Source organism: Legionella santicrucis (genome assembly GCF_001468135.1).
Taxonomy (GTDB): domain Bacteria; phylum Pseudomonadota; class Gammaproteobacteria; order Legionellales; family Legionellaceae; genus Legionella; species Legionella santicrucis.
On record NZ_LNYU01000032.1, the window covers coordinates 191,356 to 210,311 of the forward strand.

Consider the following 18,956-nt stretch of genomic DNA (forward strand, 5'->3'; position numbering starts at 1 on the left):
GGTATACCTAAACCCTTTCCTTTCTGTAGTCCCAGGTTAAACGCTGGGGAGGGAGACTAAAATGACCGAACAATTAATTGATAAAAATAATGAGAGACAATACGTGAAAAGCGACGCAATAGGTAGCATGGGAATTACCCCCTATCAGGAAACTGCTGGGGAAGAATATATGAATGAAAATCAGTTAGCACATATTGAAAAAATATTGTTAGCCTGGCGTCAATCATTAATGGAAGAAGTTGATCGTACTGTAACACATATGAAAGACGAAGCAGCCAATTTTCCCGATCCATCAGACAGAGCAAGCCAAGAAGAAGAATTTAGCATCGAATTGCGTACACGTGATCGCGAACGCAAACTCATCAAAAAAATTGAAGATGCATTAGAACGATTAAGAAATGAAGATTTTGGTTATTGTGAAGCATGTGGTATTGAAATTGGTCTCAAGCGTCTGGAAGCAAGACCTACTGCAACTTTATGTATTGACTGCAAAACTTTGTCAGAAATTAAAGAAAAACAAAACCAAGGCTCTTAAAAGATACTTTCATTCATAAAAGAGATCTATTTTTCTTTTTTCACTGTGCTACACAAAAATGTAGTAGCCCAGTTATAAGCAGCTGCCTCCTTGGCTCCATTTCTGACGCCCTGAGGCTCATTCAGGGTCCACTGTTTTAACGCAGTGCCCCTGGATTTAGCGGACAAGCTGCAAAACGTCGGGGAGTATCTATGGAACAAATGTTCCAGAAACGACCTCTTACTGTTTGGTAAGATATTTTAGATCTTCAACTTTCGCGGCAGGTCACGATCTTTCAAAAAACCAAAGGTTAGCTTACCTATATTATTGCTTCAATTTGCTGTAAATGTCGTACAACCGAACCTTTATTCTTTTCGAAAACAGTAGTAGCGTTGAGAACCATCTGCTGTCGGAGTGTGGGATCTGTATGTAACTTAATAACTCCATCAATAACCTCTTTTGCGTTCTGCACTAATATAATACCGTGCGCCGCCTGTAACTCATCACAAATGGCTTTAAAATTATGAACTTGATGGCCACTTAACACGGGAACATTCATTGCAATAGGCTCTAATACGTTATGTCCGCCTACAGGAACAAGACTGCCTCCCACAAAAGCATAATCACTAATTTGATATAATCCTAAAAGCTCACCTAGGCTATCGAGCACAACAATCTCATTTTCTGGACTCAGTGTCTGCACATCAGAGCGTAGCCCTGTCTTAAACCCCGACTGAATACATAATTGATAAATGGCTTGAAAACGTTCAGGATGGCGCGGAGCGATTAATAAAATTACATCTGGAATTGCTTGCTGGAGACGCTTCAATTGAGACAAAATCTGTGCTTCTTCATTTTCATGAGTGCTTGCCGCAATCACTGTAATACGTGTAGATCCCCAGTGTTTTTTTAAATCACTAAAACGTTGGCTCTCAATTCTATTGGTCTGTAAATCAAACTTCATATTTCCCAAAACATGTACTATTTCTTCTCTAGCGCCCAAAGCCATATAGCGCCGTGCATCCTCTTCTCCTTGCGCCAAAATAGCAGAGAATTGATTTAAAATAGGTTTAATAAGGCATTTTATTTTTTTATAGCCGTGTAAAGAATCGTCTGATATACGTGCGTTAGCAAGCAATAAAGGAATTCGAGCAGTTTGTGCCTGATAAATTAAATTAGGCCATAACTCCGTCTCCATAATCACACCAACCCGAGGTTTAATTCGTTGATAAAAGCGTTTCAATACACCAGGAAGATCATAAGGCAGGTACTGATGCATCACTTTATTACCAAAACGAGCTTGCACTCGTTCTGAACCCGTTGGAGTCATCGTAGTCACCAATAAAGACCAGTTTTTATCAAGCATGGCATCAATTAAAGGAATAGCAGCAATGACTTCTCCTAAAGAAACAGCGTGCACCCAAACATCAACCGGTTTATACTCATAAGTACTTAGGAAAAAACGTTCTGCTATGCGTTTTCGATAAGCTGGTAAACTTTTCCCTTTCCACCATAATCGTATTAAAATAAAAGGGATAAGCAAATACATTAAAAAAGAGTAAAAAAATCGCATATAAAACCAAACCCAAAAAGCGACAGTATATACTTAAAATATGGTATAAAGCGATAAAATGACATAATTTTAAAGGATCCTTGCAGATGACTTTTCGGGACTTCTTTATCATCACTACCTGGTGGGGGAAAATTATTGGCGCATGTTTTGGCTATTTAATTGCCGGGCCTATGGGGACACTCTTTGGTCTTTTAATAGGTAATTTTTTTGACCGAGGCTTATCCCAATATTACTCCAACCCTCATTGGTTCTATTACAGTGAAAAACGTAAAGTCGTCCAACAGACTTTTTTTGAAGCGACATTCTCCATTATGGGGCATTTAGCCAAAGCGGATGGCCGTGTAACTGAGAAAGAGCTAGACATTGCACGTCAATTTATGGAGGAAATGCATTTAAGCAAAGAACAAAAAAACTTAGCGAAGCGTTTATTTAATGAAGGCAAACAACTTGGTTTTAATCTAAATGAGATTCTCGAGAAATTAAAAAAATCCTGTAAAGATAATCGAGATTTACTCAAGTTATTTCTCGATATTCAGTATCGAGCAGCTCTAACTGATGGTCTTAGTACAAAAAAAATTCAACTTTTGGATATTATTTTTTCCAAACTGGATTTTGCACCACTTCATAAACAATATCGTTTTTATGAAGATTTTGGTACTAGTTATTCGTATGAGCAACCCAAAGATGATGAGCAACAATCACAACAATCTTCATCTGAATCCTACTCTTCATACAGCAGATATAATTACCAATCCACTAAAACAAATTTGGATTATGCGTATGCACTTCTGGAAATATCGCCTAACGCAAGCAAACAAGAAGTAAAACGTGCCTACAGACGTTTATTAAGCCGAAATCATCCTGATAAATTAATTGCTCAGGGATTACCTCAAGAAATGATTAAAATGGCCAATGAAAAAACTCAAAAAATAGTAAAAGCATATGAATTAATTTGCTCCAGTAAAGGATGGTAGGCATCCATTCAAGAGGATCGCTTGGCTCTTGGTGAAGGCTTAATTTGAGTTTCTAAAATTATTTCTCTTGTTTGCGCTTAAACCCCAAGGCTCGTAAACGTTGATCCACTGTAGGATGTGTTGCAAAAGCGGTGTTAAGTGACTTCACAGGATCAACATCTGAAGGGTCAAAAAGATAAGAAGCATGCCTTACTTGTTCATGAGGTGTATTACCGTACTCTTCTGCATAACGTGTTGCATATTGCTTATGATCCACACTTATTTTCAGTAAAGCTCGGGCCAAAGGTTCATTATTACGCATTAATTCCACGCACCCAGCATCGGCCATATATTCGCGTGTTCGGCTTAAAAACAATGTTAATAAGACTGTAATTAAAGGTACGAGATAACGCAAAATCACAATAACCATAAACAATCGATTATCTTCACGTCGTTCATCATTACCTCTAAAAAGGACAGAATAAAATAAAACATCCACAGCCATTAAAAGAATATTACTCAAGATGGCAACTGTTAAAGTTAATCTAATATCAAGGTGGCGAATATGACTTAGTTCATGGGCCATCACTGCTTGTACTTCTGCTCTATCTAGCTTTTCCATTAAGCCCCGCGTAATTGCTACCATTGCCGATTTCTCGCTATAACCACTTGCAAAAGCGTTCATATAATCAGCGTCAATAATGAATACCCGAGGCATGTAATCCAAACCAGCAGCAATCTGCATTTCTTCTACAACATTATAGAGTTGCTGTTCTTGTAAATTATTGGCTGTTTCTGGGGTAATTTCTCGATAATCAGTGCCCAATAACATAATCCGATCATAAAATGCATAAGTAATGATTAATGAAACTACCGCAAAACCAACCATAAGAATGGTGCCATAAGGGATAACTTGTAACCGAAGCAATGCGAGAACGCTTTGCTCAAGAGTAATATGAGGAAAATAAAGCGCTTGTAATATAGCAACATCAGCAACACAGCCAACAACAAAATAAATTCCAATATAAAACATCATCACCAATAATGTCTTGCGCTTATTTCGCCGAATTTGCTCGCGCCAATCTACAGCTTCACTATCATAATCTTCAAGACTCATATTTTAAACTCAAAATTTTACGGTATAGTCTTCTTTAGCTTTAATCTGCTCCTCAGAAAGTCCCCAATAAACAAAATCCTTATCTAAGGAAGAAGAAAATATTGATACTATTATTGATTCAAAAAATGATTTTTTCTTCGCATTATAACGTTCTATAGCATCGTTATATGCTTGTTTTGAATAAGCTAATTTATTTTCGGTGTTAACTATTTCCTCTTGTAATTGCATCACATTTTGACTGGCTTTCAAATCGGGATATCTCTCAAATACCACATTAAGGCCCGATGCAATTTGTGAGATTTGGTTTTCTGCAGCAATACGACCTTGTTCATCTCCTGAGGCTTTTGCTGCTTGAGCCTGATTACGTAAAGCGACTACATCTTTTAAAGTAGTTTGTTCGTAATCCATATATTTTTTTACAGCCTCAATCAAAGACTCAAATACTTTAAATCGACGATCCAGTTGGATATCAATTTGTTTTTTATCATTATTAATTGCTTCAATAAATTGAATCAGGATATTGTAGATACTAATAGCCCATATCATGATAAGAGCTACTATAACTATCAGAACAATAAAAAAAGTACTCATTTTCATTCCTATGCAAAATTTCCTACAATTAAGTTATAGACCGAAAATTATAAAAAAAACAGTATAACTAAGGCGATGTTTCTACACTTTTATCTATTTTTAGTAAAGAAATAATTGAATTAATTCCTGTAAAATAGAGTTGACTATCAACGGATTATAAAATGAGATAAATCAATGAATAAAAGTAAATTAGGGTGGTGTATCCATTTTTTATCCTATTATTTATGTTGGATAGCCTGCTTTTATTTTGCAGCACAAAATGAAACATACCTTGGACCAGTTATTGGCTTTTTGATTATTGCGGTACAAATTAGTTGGCAATCTATTAATCGCCTGCCTTACTTAAAAGCGCTTTATTTTGCCCTTTTTATCGGCCTGATTGGTTCCATAACTGATGCCATTTGGTTACACCAAAACTATATTCATTTTAAAGCCAACCCTTTTGCTCCTTATTTCACAGCTCCATGGATGGTATGTATTTGGTTAAGCTTTGGCTTAAATTTGATTATTCTTAATGAAAAATTGACACGCTATTATTTCATTTGGTTTTTACTTACTCTTTTTTTGATGCCATTTGCTTACAAAATTGGTGCTGCATGTAACATAGTAGTTATCGAACGGAGTTATCCCTTTTATTTTTCTGTAGGAATTACCTGGGCCTTACTTTTACCTCTAAGTTTTTACTTGTATCACCATTTAGAAAAATTCGATGCTGTTGAAACTTAACTTACGTCAATTAGGTTTGTTGTAAAATAGGTTTCAAAAATTGTCCTGTATAGGAATACTCACATTCAGCCACTTGCTCTGGTGTTCCGGTCGCCACAATACGCCCGCCTTTACTGCCTCCTTCAGGCCCCAGATCAATAATCCAATCTGCTGTTTTAATCACATCCAAATTATGCTCAATAATAATAACGGTGTTCCCCTGCTCGCGCAAACGAAATAGAACAGCCAATAACTGCTTAGTATCGTGAAAATGTAACCCCGTCGTTGGTTCATCCAGTATGTATAAAGTACTTCCTGTATCACGTTTGGATAATTCACGTGATAACTTGATTCGCTGCGCTTCTCCCCCAGAAAGAGTCGTTGCACTTTGTCCTAATTTGATGTACGACAAGCCTACATCCATCAACGTTTGACATTTCCTAGCTAATACGGGAATCGCTGAAAAAAAATGACTTGCATCCTCAACCGTCATTTCTAAAACTTCATGAATATTCTTCCCTTTATATTGAATGTCCAAGGTTTCCCTATTATAGCGCTTGCCTTTACATACATCACAGGAAACATAAATATCAGGAAGAAAGTGCATTTCAACTTTAATAAGTCCATCTCCCTGACAGGCCTCACAGCGGCCGCCGCGTACATTAAAACTAAAACGTCCTGGCTGATAGCCACGAGCTCTAGACTCTGGGGTAGCAGCAAATAATTCTCTAATATGGGTAAAGATACCTGTGTATGTAGCGGGATTAGAACGAGGAGTCCTACCAATTGGACTTTGATCAATATCGATCACTTTATCGCATAAATTTAATCCTAAAATTTCTTTAGCGGATCCTGAGGTATATAAACTTGCCCTATTTAACAAATTTGCAGCACTAGGATATAAAGTATCATTAATCAAACTGGATTTACCTGAACCAGAAACTCCCGTAATGCAGGTTACTAAACCTAAAGGAATACTCACATCAATACCCAGTAAATTATTACAAACCACCCCTTTTAAATGGAGCATTTTTTCTGGATTAACTGCTAATCGAGTTGCAGGAATAGAAATTGACTGCTTTCCTGATAAATATTGACCCGTTAATGAAGCTGGATTTTGCATCACCTCTTGAGGTGTGCCGCAAGCAACAATTTCACCTCCATGCACACCTGCACCCGGACCTATATCTAAAACAAAATCAGCATTACGAATAGCATCCTCATCGTGCTCGACGACAATTACCGTATTCCCTAGATTTCTTAAGTGCATTAAAGTTTTTAATAATCGATCATTATCGCGCTGATGTAAACCAATGGATGGCTCATCCAGAATATACATCACACCAACAAGCCCCGAACCAATTTGGCTGGCTAAACGAATACGTTGTGCTTCACCCCCAGATAAAGTTTCGGCACTGCGAGCTAATGAAAGATAATCCAAGCCTACGTTAACAAGAAAACCTAATCGCTCAACAATTTCCTTATTGATTTTTGCTGCAATCTCGCCTTTATATCCCGTCATGCGCAAATTTTTAAAAAAATCATAAGCATTCTCGATCGAGTAAGCTGTAATTTCAGGTAAATTTTTATTATCAATAAAGACATGGCGTGCCTCGATACGTAATCTTGCGCCCTGGCAGCTCAAACAAGGTCTGGATGATAAGTATTTGGCGAGTTCCTCACGAATCATTCCTGAATCAGACTCACGATAACGCCGTTGCATGTTAGGAATAATACCCTCAAATGAATGACGCTTTACCATATGCCCGTCATTAGGTCTATGATAATGAAACTCAATGACTTCTTGTCCACTTCCATATAAAATAATTTGGCGTATCTCTTCAGACAAATCGCAAAATGCGGTATGTGTATCAAACCCATAGTGCGCCGCAAGTGATTGCAACATTGCGTAATAATAAGTAGTTTTTTTATCCCAGCCACGAATAGCGCCTTCAGCTAAACTTGCCGTTTGATCATGAACTACTCGTTCTGGATCAAAAAACTGATCCACCCCTAGCCCATCACAACTAGGACAAGCCCCCACCGGATTATTAAAAGAAAAAAGTCTGGGTTCTAATTCACTAAGGCTATAACCACATTCAGGGCATGCAAATTTTGAAGAAAATACCAGTTCATTAAATTGATTCTCCATTGATGCCACAAGAGCGAGACCTTCGGCTAAATTTAGAGCATTTTCAAATGACTCACTTAACCGTTGGGCAATTTCTGGTCTCACTTTAAATCGGTCCACCACTACTTCTATAGTATGTTTTGTACGCAAACCCAATTTAGGTGGAGAATCCAATTCATAAAGTTCGCCATCAATACGGGCTCGTACATAACCTTGGGCTTGTAACTGTTGCAATAGCTGAACCTGTTCCCCCTTACGCTCACGAACTACTGGAGCCAAAATCATCACTTTACTATCAAGAGGTAAAGCCAAAACTTGATCCACCATTTGACTAATGGTTTGTGCATGTAAACTCACATGATGAGTCGGACAACGAGGTTCTCCAACTCGTGCATAAAGTAACCTTAAATAATCATAAATTTCAGTAATTGTCCCTACTGTAGAACGAGGATTATGAGAGGTTGCCTTTTGCTCGATTGAAATTGCAGGAGATAAACCCTCTATGGAGTCAACATCCGGCTTTTCCATCATGGCCAAAAATTGTCGGGCATATGCAGATAAAGATTCTACATAACGACGTTGTCCCTCTGCGTATAAAGTATCAAAAGCTAAAGAAGACTTACCCGAACCAGATAACCCTGTAATGACAATCATTTTATCTCGCGGTAAATCCAAATCGAGATTTTTTAAATTGTGGGTTCTTGCGCCCCGTATAGAGATAACATGCATATGATTTAATCAGTGACTTAAAAAGAGCCTATTGTCTTTTTACTTAAAGAAGGTAAGAATTATAAGATAATATGATAAAAATGTGGAGCATTTAGCGCAAATATGTATCTACAATAATAGCTCTTATTTTTAGACCATTTTTCTCAGGAATTGGAGAGCACTTTATACGCATTCCTAATTCATAATTATGCTACAATGAATACATAAATTATTAATTTTGAACTAAAAAAGGATTTTAAAATGAAATCTCTTTTACAAAAAATACTTCTATTCGTAGTACTTTTTACTTCCTCACTTAACCTTTATGCGCAAACTGATACTGAAGTAACTCAGTGGGTAAAACAAATTATCTTAGATACTCTATCTATAGATTACAATTATAAAGTAAGAGAACATTTAGCGTTTCGTAAAAATTATTCAGATAACGCCTGGAATGCTTTAGCTGTATTTTTAGGAGGATATGTAAAAATCGTGAGGGAGCAACATCTTACTCTTCATCCCAAATTTGCTAAAGAGCCCTTTGTTGAAAGCGAAGGAGTTTCTAATGGAGTTAAGTATTGGCGTGTAGACTCAGTGGTATTAGTTGCAGAAGTAAATGAGATGGTTGCCTTTTCCATGGTAGTAACAAAGCCATTTGATCGTTTTATTATTCAAAGCGTTGATATGGTAAAAAAGGATAATCCATGAATCTCCTCACTCGGTTTAAGTTTTTTCTTTGGAAGTTTGGTCATTTTAAAGTACCTATGATTGGGTATTTAAAACCTCGTCTCATAAAACTTAACGATACGGAAATAATCATTTGTTTGCCTTTAAATAGGCGAAGTCGTAATCATTTAAATTCGATGTATTTTGGCGCTCTTTCAGTAGGAGCAGATCTTGCAGGAGGGTTGCATGGTTTTTATCATGCAACCAAAAAACAATGTCAGATATCTCTTGCTTTTAAATCCTTTCAGGCACAGTTTTTACGCCGACCGGAATCAGATGTCTACTTTATGTGTTCTGAAGGTGCATTAGTTGAAACAATGATACAAGAATCAAAAATTACAGGAGAAAGGATTACCAAACCGATTCATATAAAAGCGTTCACCGATTATCCTTCATTTCATGAAGAAGTTGCGGATTTTATTTTAGAGCTCTCGGTTAAAGTTCGTTCTTAAAGGTTATTGGCTAATTCACATCCAATATGTAAATGCTTAGTATTTTATTTTCTAAAAACTCAACCTGAATCCATGTACTATCTGCAAGCAGACTCAATTGACTTTTTTACGTTGATTCATTGATTTATCGATAGTTTTAGATGAAAATATTGCCAAACTGAAATATTCTTAATACTGACTTAAGTATTGTTTTGTAAAATGCTTGAGATCAAATCTTTTGGGTATCTGTAATGATTGAAGAATATATAAAATTATTAGAGTCATTTAAACGAAACCAGATATCAAAACTATTAGAACGCATTGATGAAAAATTATTTGAAATTCTCTACAGTAAACACGTTAGTCCACGCTTAATTCCTTTTTTCCCACGCTATGAGCTTTGTTTCATGACTGATGAAACAAAATTAGAACCCGGTAAACTCTATGTTAGGGAACATGAGGGGAAAATTGCCTATTCGGTAATAGCCCCCAATGGAAAGGAAATCAAAAATGCGGTCTTAGAAGAACTTGCAGCTCCATCTCCTTTTAAATATAACCTTGCCTTAATGTCTGACCAAGTAAAGCCTCAAAAAGGCTTCTTTTATGTTCGTATGTTAGATGAGGGATTTGAATATACAGTACTTGATCCCAATGGAAAAACAATAACGAGCCGCATAAAAAAAGAGGAACTTAAGGTAGCCCCTAACTCTAATCTTTCTTTTGAAGATTTAGAGCAATTGATGCCCAAAATTATCGACATCACTGCGAAAAAAAAACATACTCATCCATTTACATTAAATGCACTTAAGCCAAATATACTTTCAGCTGTTGCAAGAAAAGGCCATATCCAATGGGCGCCCTTTACTGATTACTCTCTCGACCCCGATAACATTTCTCAAATCAAAAAATTAATTAATGCACTTTATCATGGGCGTCGAACCTTTATAGATTTAGAAAATGTTGATGTTAGAAAACAACCTTATACTGATTTGAAATCGCTTTGGGATAAGACGGTTAATTCAGCTTATGAAGCAAGCTTTTTGCTCACTCATTTAGATGTCGATTTAAGAGATATGTTTAGTGATGAATTAACTGTTCTATTGCCATTATTTAGCCAAATTCAACATTTTGCGGAAAATCATACAGATGAGCAAAAGACTATAGTAAAAGCATTACAACCCCAACCATTAGCTTACAATGCAGGTAAAGTAGCTGGGATTACGGTCGATCAAATGCGCCCTCTTGATGGTGATGTAGACTATAATTTTCTAACGCAATTTAGCGCAGTCTTACCCAGTTATATTGATAAGTTAACTCAACATATTCAACAGTTTTCATCTCAAATTAAAGAATCAGAACCTAAGCTTAATAAAGAGAAGCTAGATGAGTTACAAAATGCCGCGCTTCACCTATTAAATGATTTAGAGAATTTAAAAGGGAGCAGTGTTTTTGTTTCCCTTAAGTTCTTAAATTACATTCATATCATACGCAATATTATCACCTTATCTATGAGTTCTTTAGAACAAATAGGCGAGCTCAGCGATTCATCCCAAGATTTAGTTCGTGATAAATTATCCCATTTAAAATATAACCTAATACCCACTTTATTTGGTTTAGTTGACAAAATTGAAGATAACGCCATGTTAAAACCGGGAACGTTGTCAGTTCCCTTGATGGAAAAAGTCAAAGTACTCTATGAGGCAATACTTTATCTACCTAAAAAAGCAGTCGACTTTAAAACTAAGGGAGCAGAACTACTTGAAATTGAAGATCCACGCTTTATCGAATCAAGATTGGAAATGTCTTACAAGCGGATTGATAAGGCTAATAAGGCATTGTACAAAATCCAAAAAGTACGGGAAGCCTGTTCTCAATTTTTCGCAATATTAAATGATCCTCGTTATAAAGACTTTCGTATGTATCAGTTTCCCCCAGAGGTAAAAAAAGAACTGATAAAAAATTATAAATTGATTAGTCCCTATATGTCTAAACTGGACATTGATTTAAATGTATTGCTCATTGAAAAATTCGGCGTAGAAAAAGAAGATTGGAATTCTTATCTAAAAAAACCATGGCGTTGGATCCGGGGACAATATCCCGCAGATCATATTAACTTTGTTTTAGAAAAACAAAAAGCCATGGAGGATTTAATTACAAAAGCGGAAAACAGTCAGCTTTTTCATATTAAGTTAAACAAAGATCTCATCGAGTCAGTCCATAAAAATACCAAGTTATTTCTATTTCCTTATAGTGAAAAAGAAAGTGTCTATACTCTTGATGAGTCCAAACCATTAGAAATTGAAAAAGAAATCAATAAGAAATTAAAGCTTACAAAAGAAGAGTTTCAACGCGTACAAAATGCCTATATTCGTTTTGCCCAAATAATAAAAAGACAAATAGCCAGGCAGCCTGATCTGGAGAACAACTTAGCGTTGAATAAGCTTGAAAGTACCTTGCAAAGAGAATGTCACAGTTTATATAACATCTTTCAACCTTATCTGAGTGCTTTTACCTCGGCCCAACATCAAGATGCTGCCAAAAGCTTAGAGCAACATTTGACCGATTTTTTTTCCAAGAAAACAAATACAAATTCGCCAACAACAAAACTTTTTCTAAATCTTGATAAAAATATCCAGGATTTTTTTAATCAAATTAATTATGAGTGGTCTAATAAAAGTGAGCTTCAACAAGTTCAATCTGCCTATACTCGCTTTTCACAACTTATAAAAAAACAAATAGAAGTGAAACCAGAGCTTTATGGCAGCAGCCTAACGCTCACTAATCTTGATGAAGATATAAAAAAGCAGTGCCAAAATTTGTATCAAATTTTTAAACCCTATTTCAAATTGGTGGTTTCACCTAAGCTTAAGGATTCCGCCCAAAATTTTGAGCAATATTTAGCAGACTTATTTGCTAATAAACCCATGGATATTTTAGATGCTCCCTCTACTTCTTTATTTTTGAAATTGGATAAAGAGGTTTTGGAGTTCTTTGAAAAATCGAAAGAGAAAAAAGATAAAGAGTTCTTTACCAAATGGAAAGATAAAAGTGAATTTTATTATGATTTTTCGAAAAAAAGTTTTCTTTCCGAAGAAGAATCAAAAGCTTTAAAGATTAAACGTGATCAAGATGCAAAGCTTCATTTTAAAACAAAAAAAAGTAATAAAATACTCCAAAATCCTGAACAATTAAGTGCTGATCAAGCTATTGATATGTGGCAGTGGTATCTCAATAAGCATACTAAATTTTTAGTTGTTCGTAATGCATATTCTCAATTTATAGAACTTATAACACCTCAAATGAGTGGAAAAAAATTGCTTCTTGATAATCTTGCTCCCCAAGTTAAAGAGCAATGCCGTAATCTCTATAGTATTTTCCAACCCTATCTCATTAGTGCTATTCCGGAAAAAAGAAAAGAAGATGCATTAACGTTTGATAAATATATCGTTGCCTTATTATCAAATAAGAAGATAAACAACAAAGATATACCTTCAGTACAAACATTCAGAGACTTAGACCACTATTTCCAAGATTTTTTTAGCGGAACCCATAGAAATTGGCAAAACAGAGCCCAAACTTATTATGATTTGGCTCAAGAAAAATTTGCCCTTGAAAATGACGCCCATGACCTAGAGCTAGACTCCAAAACAAATAAAAGAGCTCATTATGTCATTCAACATACTAATTACTCAGAAGCCATCCATAAGTTTAGATCATCCTTATTTGAAGTTATAAAATTGTTTAATAAAGCAATGAAAGCTGAATTAAGGCCTCAACAGTCAGGGGTACCTTTCCCCGAAATGGAGGATGACAACCGAAGATTAACGCAAAGTAAACAGGTGTGTGCTTTAAAAGATATATTTAACAGTATGTACCATTTGGAAGGAATTGTTCTTGAATTAGAAAAATTAAATAATAAAAGCGCTAAAAGCCTTTACGTATATTATTTATTGCAAGCCTATGGGCATGTTAATGAAATTATTAAATTAACCCAGCGCTTGATTGCTGATCCTCACCTAGGATTTATTGCTCGCGAATTACAGGATAAAGCACAACATTTATATGCAACTTTCCAAGAGCAATCTGATGCATACCAAGTAGGTCCAGAGCAAGTGCCTTATGGTTCCCCTAATGTACAATATAACGCACTTTGGTATGTTCTTAATACTTTTTACATAGGGCCTAAACACATAAGAGCCTTAAAAAATACGAATTACCTAACTACAGAAGAACTCAACGACTTACATATTCGCGCTAAAAAAGCGACTTTATTCATTGAAAACTTAATAAATAGCTCTGATTCTTACTTCAAATTGTTCTTGCAAACACCGAACATGATTTATTTGTACCAAGAGCTAACCCAAAAACTCAATGAATTCACAACGACTTCCCACGATGCAGTACTTAACAATATAAACCAAATGCATTCTACGATATTTACTCCCATGCTTCTTGAAGCAGATCTCTGGGAAAATAGATTAGGATTAGAGCCTGGGAAATTATCCGAACCTTTAAGACAAATAACAAATGAATTTTTTAAAGGATTGCTGCACCCGTTTGATTTAGATTCCAAAACACATCTATCGCTTGTCTGTGATAAAGAACCATTGAGTAAAAGAACAATTCTAACGAACAATCAAATTAAAAGTACAAAAAAATATTTAAAAAATTTAGAGAAAAAATATAAAGATATTGAAGATTTATACCAATGTTATCTTGTATATCACGATCCTGAAAGTATTTTTCCATCACAGGAAGAATTAGATAGGGACAAAGAAAATTTACGGGTAGCCTACCAAAAAGCACTCCCTAAAATTGCAAAACTAAAACACGATAAAAAAATTAACATTGAACCTAGCGAGTATCCAGAGGACCTTGCACTTGATAATCTTTGTAATTTTGGACTTAAAGATTATACGCCTCATTTCGCTCAAGTCGAAGCATTAATCAAAGCAAGTCATCATTACTATTTAGGTTTAAAAGCAACCCATGAAATGAGACGTGCTACTGCAGAAGAAAAATTAACGTATCTTACTGATTTAGCTAAAGTTCAAGAAAAAGAAAATATTACGTTTGTTGAGCAATATACTACAGAATCCTTTGATAAACATTTTACACTTTATTGCAATCGTCATATTGGCCTGCAGTATACCGACAAAGAATATCAAGCTAAGTTAGAAAAATACTTACTTAATTTCAGAAATGAAATCATCGCTGAATCAAAAACAGCAAACGATATTAATTTGAACATCCAAAAACGGTTAAAAGAAAAAATTAGTCTTTTTGAAAAAAGACATTATGCCGAATACTATCATCTTGATTCAGTTCGAGTTGCTTTAGCCCAATTCAAAAATTACTTTAGTTATTCTACGGTACAAATACAAAAAAATAATTCTTTATTTGAAAGTGAAACAACCTTAAATCAGAAAAGCAAATGTATTAAGGAGCTTGAAGACATTGCTGAAAATCCTGGTTTAGAGGTAAAAGAACGTTTGGAGCTGATTAAAAATAAAGTTAAAAACCCTAACTTTGAACGCATTATTCTTAAGCACAGACAAACTAATACTTTTAGTTTCAATTTCTTAAAAATCTGTTTCTTATCTTTGTTAGAAGCATTGCATTTATATACTCCAACTCGCAAAAAGCTTTTAGATGGTGTTAACAATGCAGTACATCACCCTCCCGAAATAAGCGAACTGACAAAGCGTTTTGGTTTATTTGCTTCTACACCTACAGAGAGCGTCAAGAAAAAATATGAAGTCCCTACTCTCATTACAGCACCTACGGCTTAGGATCCATTAATCATGCAGCAACGCCGCAAAAGGGGAAAATCTGAAAAGCAATACACCTTGCTAGAAACATCATATACAGCATAGCTTTCAATAGACCCCCTGCTTGCGCAGAGGGTGACGTCCTGCTAAACATCACCCCTTAAAGGTGATAGTCAATTTTTCCTTAAGTTGACCCCCATGAGCAAAAGCGGGAGGTCTAAAAAGCAACAATTTTTTAAAATCCTTTATATACCCTACACAGTTAGAGTTAACGGCAGGAGTATTCACGCTGAGAAATTGGCTCTACTTCTTTAAGTTTATTAATCTCTGCTTTCATTGATTGAACCGTCATTTTTTCCTTTTGTTCATTGCTTAATACAAAATCACAACGGGTAACACTATATATGACTTTACGGATAGGTTTTATTTTGCGTTATGTCATTAATTTTTTTATTACTTCTTCTCTCACAACTCGCTCCTAATTTATTACAACGGTTAGGATAATCTTATTGGAGAGAAGCGCTACTTGACCAATTAAATATATTTATGTGTCTTATGAAATTGGCAAATATATTGGTTTTTTCAATATATTTATTGAACATATACAATAAAATATGATTAAAAAATAACCCAAACAAATCACTTATTCAATTCAAATTATAAAAACTCTTCGTCTTCAGGGGATACTTTTTTCGCATGATCTGCCGCTAATAATAAATATATGGAGGGGACAACAAAAAGCGTAAATAAAGTTCCAATCGAAATTCCCATTGCAATAACCAAGCCAATATTAAAACGACTTTCCGCTCCTGCGCCTGTTGCAAAAATTAAAGGAATGACACCCAATACCATTGCTGCAGTAGTCATTAAAATAGGACGTAACCGTATGGCAGCTGCGGCCTTGATTGCCGCTAATTTTTTTTGTCCTTGAGCTTGTAAGTCATTAGCAAATTGGACGATTAAAATACCGTGTTTACTGATCAACCCAATTAAAGTAACAAGGCCAACTTCACTGTAAATATTAAGCGTAGCGTGTCCAATGCCCAGACTCACAAAGATCATTGCCCCACAAATGGACATAGGCACACTGATCAAAACAATAAGTGGATCGCGGAAACTTTCAAATAAAGCTGATAGTGCCAAAAAGATAATAATTAAAGCAAAGAAAAAGGTAATAATGAGACTAGCTCCTTCTTGAACAAATTGTCGTGATTGGGCACCATAATCAATGTAATAACCTTGAGGTAAAGTCTGTTTGGCAATATTGGCCAAAGTCTCTAACGCATGCCCCATAGTTACGCCAGGAAATGCCACTGCTGAAATTGTTGCTGAATTCAGTTGCTGGAAATGGTTTAACGATTCAGGAACAATTTGTCGTTGTAAATCAGCAACAGTAGCCAAAGGAACAGATGCTCCAGAAGAAGTTTTTATATAATAATTCAAGAGTTCATCTGTATTTAAGCGACTTTCTCTCTTTACCTGAGGAATCACCTGATAAGAACGGCCTGCATAATTAAAATAATTAATATATCCTTCACTTAAAGCAGAGCCAAATAAATTGCCAATATCTTGCATGGTTAAACCAAACTCTGCGATTTTATCACGATCTAAATTAACCTTAGTTTGAATTTGATCGATTTTAAGATCAGGATCGATATAGGCAAAAATACCCGAACGATACGCTTTATCTAAAATACTTTGTAACACCACATTCAGGTTATCAAATGATTCAGTTGTTGTAATAACAAATTGAATTGGAAGTCCACTCCCCCCTCCTGGTAATGATGGCAGTTGGAAAGCAGCTACTTTTGCGCCAGCAATTTGATCTAGCTCTTTTTGAATCAATGGTTGCAGCTGATTTGTTGTTCGCTGACGTTGATCCCAAGGCTTTAGAACCATCCCTATAATGGAAGTATTTAATCCCTGGGATCCATCAACTTGAAAAATATGATCGGTTTCAGGATATTTTTTGAAAATTTTGCTTACTTCATTAGCATACATTTGGGTTTGAGCTAATGAAGAATTTGCAGGAGCTGTAACTTGGGAAATGATCACACCAAGATCTTCTTGGGGTGCTAATTCAGAAGCAGAAGTGATAAAAAGAAAATAATTGCTTGCAAGAATAATCATCGCAAAGACCACAACAACAGACAAATGATTTAAAGTAGAAGCTAAAATTCGCTCATAAAATCGCTCCAATTTTGCAAATAACTTATCAACATAAGCCATAAAACGTCCCTTGACACCGCCATCTCCAATCTTGAGCAATTTGGAACACATCATCGGTGATAAAGTAAGGGCAATAACTGCTGAAACGGTAACCGCACCTGCAAGAGAAAAGGCAAATTCCGTAAATAAAGCGCCGGTTAATCCCCCCATAAAACCAATAGGTAGATAAACTGCAATTAAAACAACAGTAATGGCAATAATTGGATTGGCTAATTCACGCGCGCCTAACAATGCAGCCCTTAATCGAGTTTGTCCATCCTCTATATGACGCTGCACGTTTTCTACAACAATAATGGCATCATCAACTACTAAACCAATTGCGAGCACCAAAGCCAATAAGGTAAGAAGATTAATGGAGTATCCCAAAATAAGCATAATCCAGAATGCGCCAATAAGAGACAAAGGGATAGCCACAATTGGAATGAAAACCGAACGTATCGATCCTAAAAATATAAAAATAACCGCAGTGACAATAAGAAATGCTTCTAAAAGGGAAACAATAACTTCATGAATCGATGAATGAACAAACAAACTCGCATCATAGACAATTTTTCCGTTTAAGCCTTGAGGCAATTGTTCCTGAATCGTAGGAAATATTTTTTTTATTTCATCAATTACAGTTAAAAGATTAGCTGAAGGGGCAACCACAATACCGACATAAACAGCTGTGCGCCCATCAAAACTCACAGAAGAATTATAGTTTTGTGCTCCCAAAGAAACAGTAGCCACATCTTCCAAATGGATTATAGCCCCGTTTTGCGCTTTAATAACCATTTTCTTAAATTGATTCACATCAGTTAAATTAGTACTGGCAGTTAAGTTTTGGATAAACATCTGACCATCAGTGCGTCCAACCGCAGAAATGAAATCGTTATTCGCTAATGCAGTACCAATTTCTGCTGCTGAAATTCCATAACCAGCAAGCTTGACTGGATCCAACCAAGCTCGCAAAGCAAAGGTTTGGTTTCCAAGAATTTGTGCATTTTGTACTCCATTTACTGCTTGAAGTTTGGGTTGTACCACCCGAATTATATAATCAGTAATCTTATTGATGGGTAATTCATCGCTATAAAATCCAATATACATGGAGTCAATTGTTTGACCTACTGAAACAGTAATTACTGGTTGCTGTGAATTCTTAGGTAACTGATTCAGCACTGCATTGACTTTAGTCGTAATATCCGACAATGCTTTTAGCGGATCATAATTAAGACGAAGATTTACAGTAATTGTACTTGTGCTAGGCGAGCTGATTGATGTCATATAATCAATACCATTCGCTTGAGCAATTGAATTTTCTAAGGGCGTTGTAATAAACCCAGCAATTACATCAGGATCTGCACCAGTGTAGGTCGTAGTCACTGTTACAATAGCATTTTCTGTAAATGGATATTGCATGATGGGCAAAGAATTAATCGATCGTAAACCCATAGCTAAAAGCAGTAAGCTAATCACTGTAGCCAGTACTGGTCTTTTAATAAAAATATCCGTATACCGCATTGTTACA

11 protein-coding genes are annotated in these 18,956 nt (G+C 35.7%); 6 read left to right on the plus strand and 5 right to left on the minus strand.

What is annotated here, in order from left to right:
* Positions 1-61 precede the first annotated feature (61 nt).
* Positions 62-535, plus strand: coding sequence for an RNA polymerase-binding protein DksA (gene dksA / locus Lsan_RS08455; protein ID WP_058513985.1), 474 nt, complete (start codon positions 62-64; stop codon positions 533-535).
* A gap of 298 nt (positions 536-833) precedes the next feature.
* Here the strand turns inward: dksA and waaA are convergent, their stop codons facing one another.
* Complete coding sequence (gene waaA, locus Lsan_RS08460; protein ID WP_058513986.1) at positions 834-2,087, minus strand: lipid IV(A) 3-deoxy-D-manno-octulosonic acid transferase; 1,254 nt, start codon at positions 2,085-2,087, stop codon at positions 834-836.
* Between the two features lie 86 nt (positions 2,088-2,173).
* On the opposite strand from waaA, the gene djlA reads away from it, so the two are divergent.
* Complete coding sequence (gene djlA, locus Lsan_RS08465) at positions 2,174-3,061, plus strand: co-chaperone DjlA (protein WP_058513987.1); 888 nt, start codon at positions 2,174-2,176, stop codon at positions 3,059-3,061.
* Between the two features lie 58 nt (positions 3,062-3,119).
* Here djlA and htpX read toward each other — a convergent pair whose 3' ends face one another.
* Both htpX and Lsan_RS08475 read right to left on the minus strand, forming a co-directional pair.
* Positions 3,120-4,157 (minus strand): zinc metalloprotease HtpX, encoded by a 1,038-nt coding sequence (gene htpX / locus Lsan_RS08470; protein WP_058513988.1) that lies wholly within the window; start codon positions 4,155-4,157, stop codon positions 3,120-3,122.
* A 9-nt stretch (positions 4,158-4,166) separates the two neighbouring features.
* On the minus strand, positions 4,167-4,748 hold the full coding sequence (locus Lsan_RS08475) for a LemA family protein (RefSeq protein WP_058513989.1): 582 nt from the start codon (positions 4,746-4,748) through the stop codon (positions 4,167-4,169).
* 174 nt (positions 4,749-4,922) lie between these two features.
* Here Lsan_RS08475 and Lsan_RS08480 point away from each other — a divergent pair, with 174 nt between their 5' ends.
* On the plus strand, positions 4,923-5,474 hold the full coding sequence (locus tag Lsan_RS08480; protein WP_058513990.1) for a DUF2878 domain-containing protein: 552 nt from the start codon (positions 4,923-4,925) through the stop codon (positions 5,472-5,474).
* A 10-nt stretch (positions 5,475-5,484) separates the two neighbouring features.
* On the opposite strand, the gene uvrA is transcribed toward Lsan_RS08480, so the two are convergent.
* Positions 5,485-8,313 (minus strand): excinuclease ABC subunit UvrA, encoded by a 2,829-nt coding sequence (uvrA, locus tag Lsan_RS08485; protein ID WP_058513991.1) that lies wholly within the window; start codon positions 8,311-8,313, stop codon positions 5,485-5,487.
* Positions 8,314-8,553: 240 nt separating this feature from the next.
* Here uvrA and Lsan_RS08490 point away from each other — a divergent pair, with 240 nt between their 5' ends.
* The 3 genes from Lsan_RS08490 to Lsan_RS08500 all read left to right on the plus strand — a co-directional run bounded on the left by Lsan_RS08490 (position 8,554) and on the right by Lsan_RS08500 (position 15,241).
* Positions 8,554-9,000, plus strand: coding sequence for a DotI/IcmL/TraM family protein (locus Lsan_RS08490; RefSeq protein WP_058513992.1), 447 nt, complete (start codon positions 8,554-8,556; stop codon positions 8,998-9,000).
* Positions 8,997-9,470, plus strand: a complete 474-nt coding sequence (locus Lsan_RS08495; RefSeq protein WP_058513993.1) for a hotdog family protein — start codon at positions 8,997-8,999, stop codon at positions 9,468-9,470. The genes Lsan_RS08490 and Lsan_RS08495 overlap by 4 nt, the downstream gene beginning before the upstream one ends.
* Before the next feature lie 230 nt (positions 9,471-9,700).
* Positions 9,701-15,241, plus strand: a complete 5,541-nt coding sequence (locus Lsan_RS08500; RefSeq protein WP_058513994.1) for a hypothetical protein — start codon at positions 9,701-9,703, stop codon at positions 15,239-15,241.
* A gap of 636 nt (positions 15,242-15,877) precedes the next feature.
* Here the strand turns inward: Lsan_RS08500 and Lsan_RS08505 are convergent.
* Positions 15,878-18,949: an efflux RND transporter permease subunit gene (locus Lsan_RS08505; RefSeq protein WP_058513995.1), complete on the minus strand. Its 3,072-nt coding sequence runs from the start codon at positions 18,947-18,949 to the stop codon at positions 15,878-15,880.
* Positions 18,950-18,956: the final 7 nt, after the last annotated feature.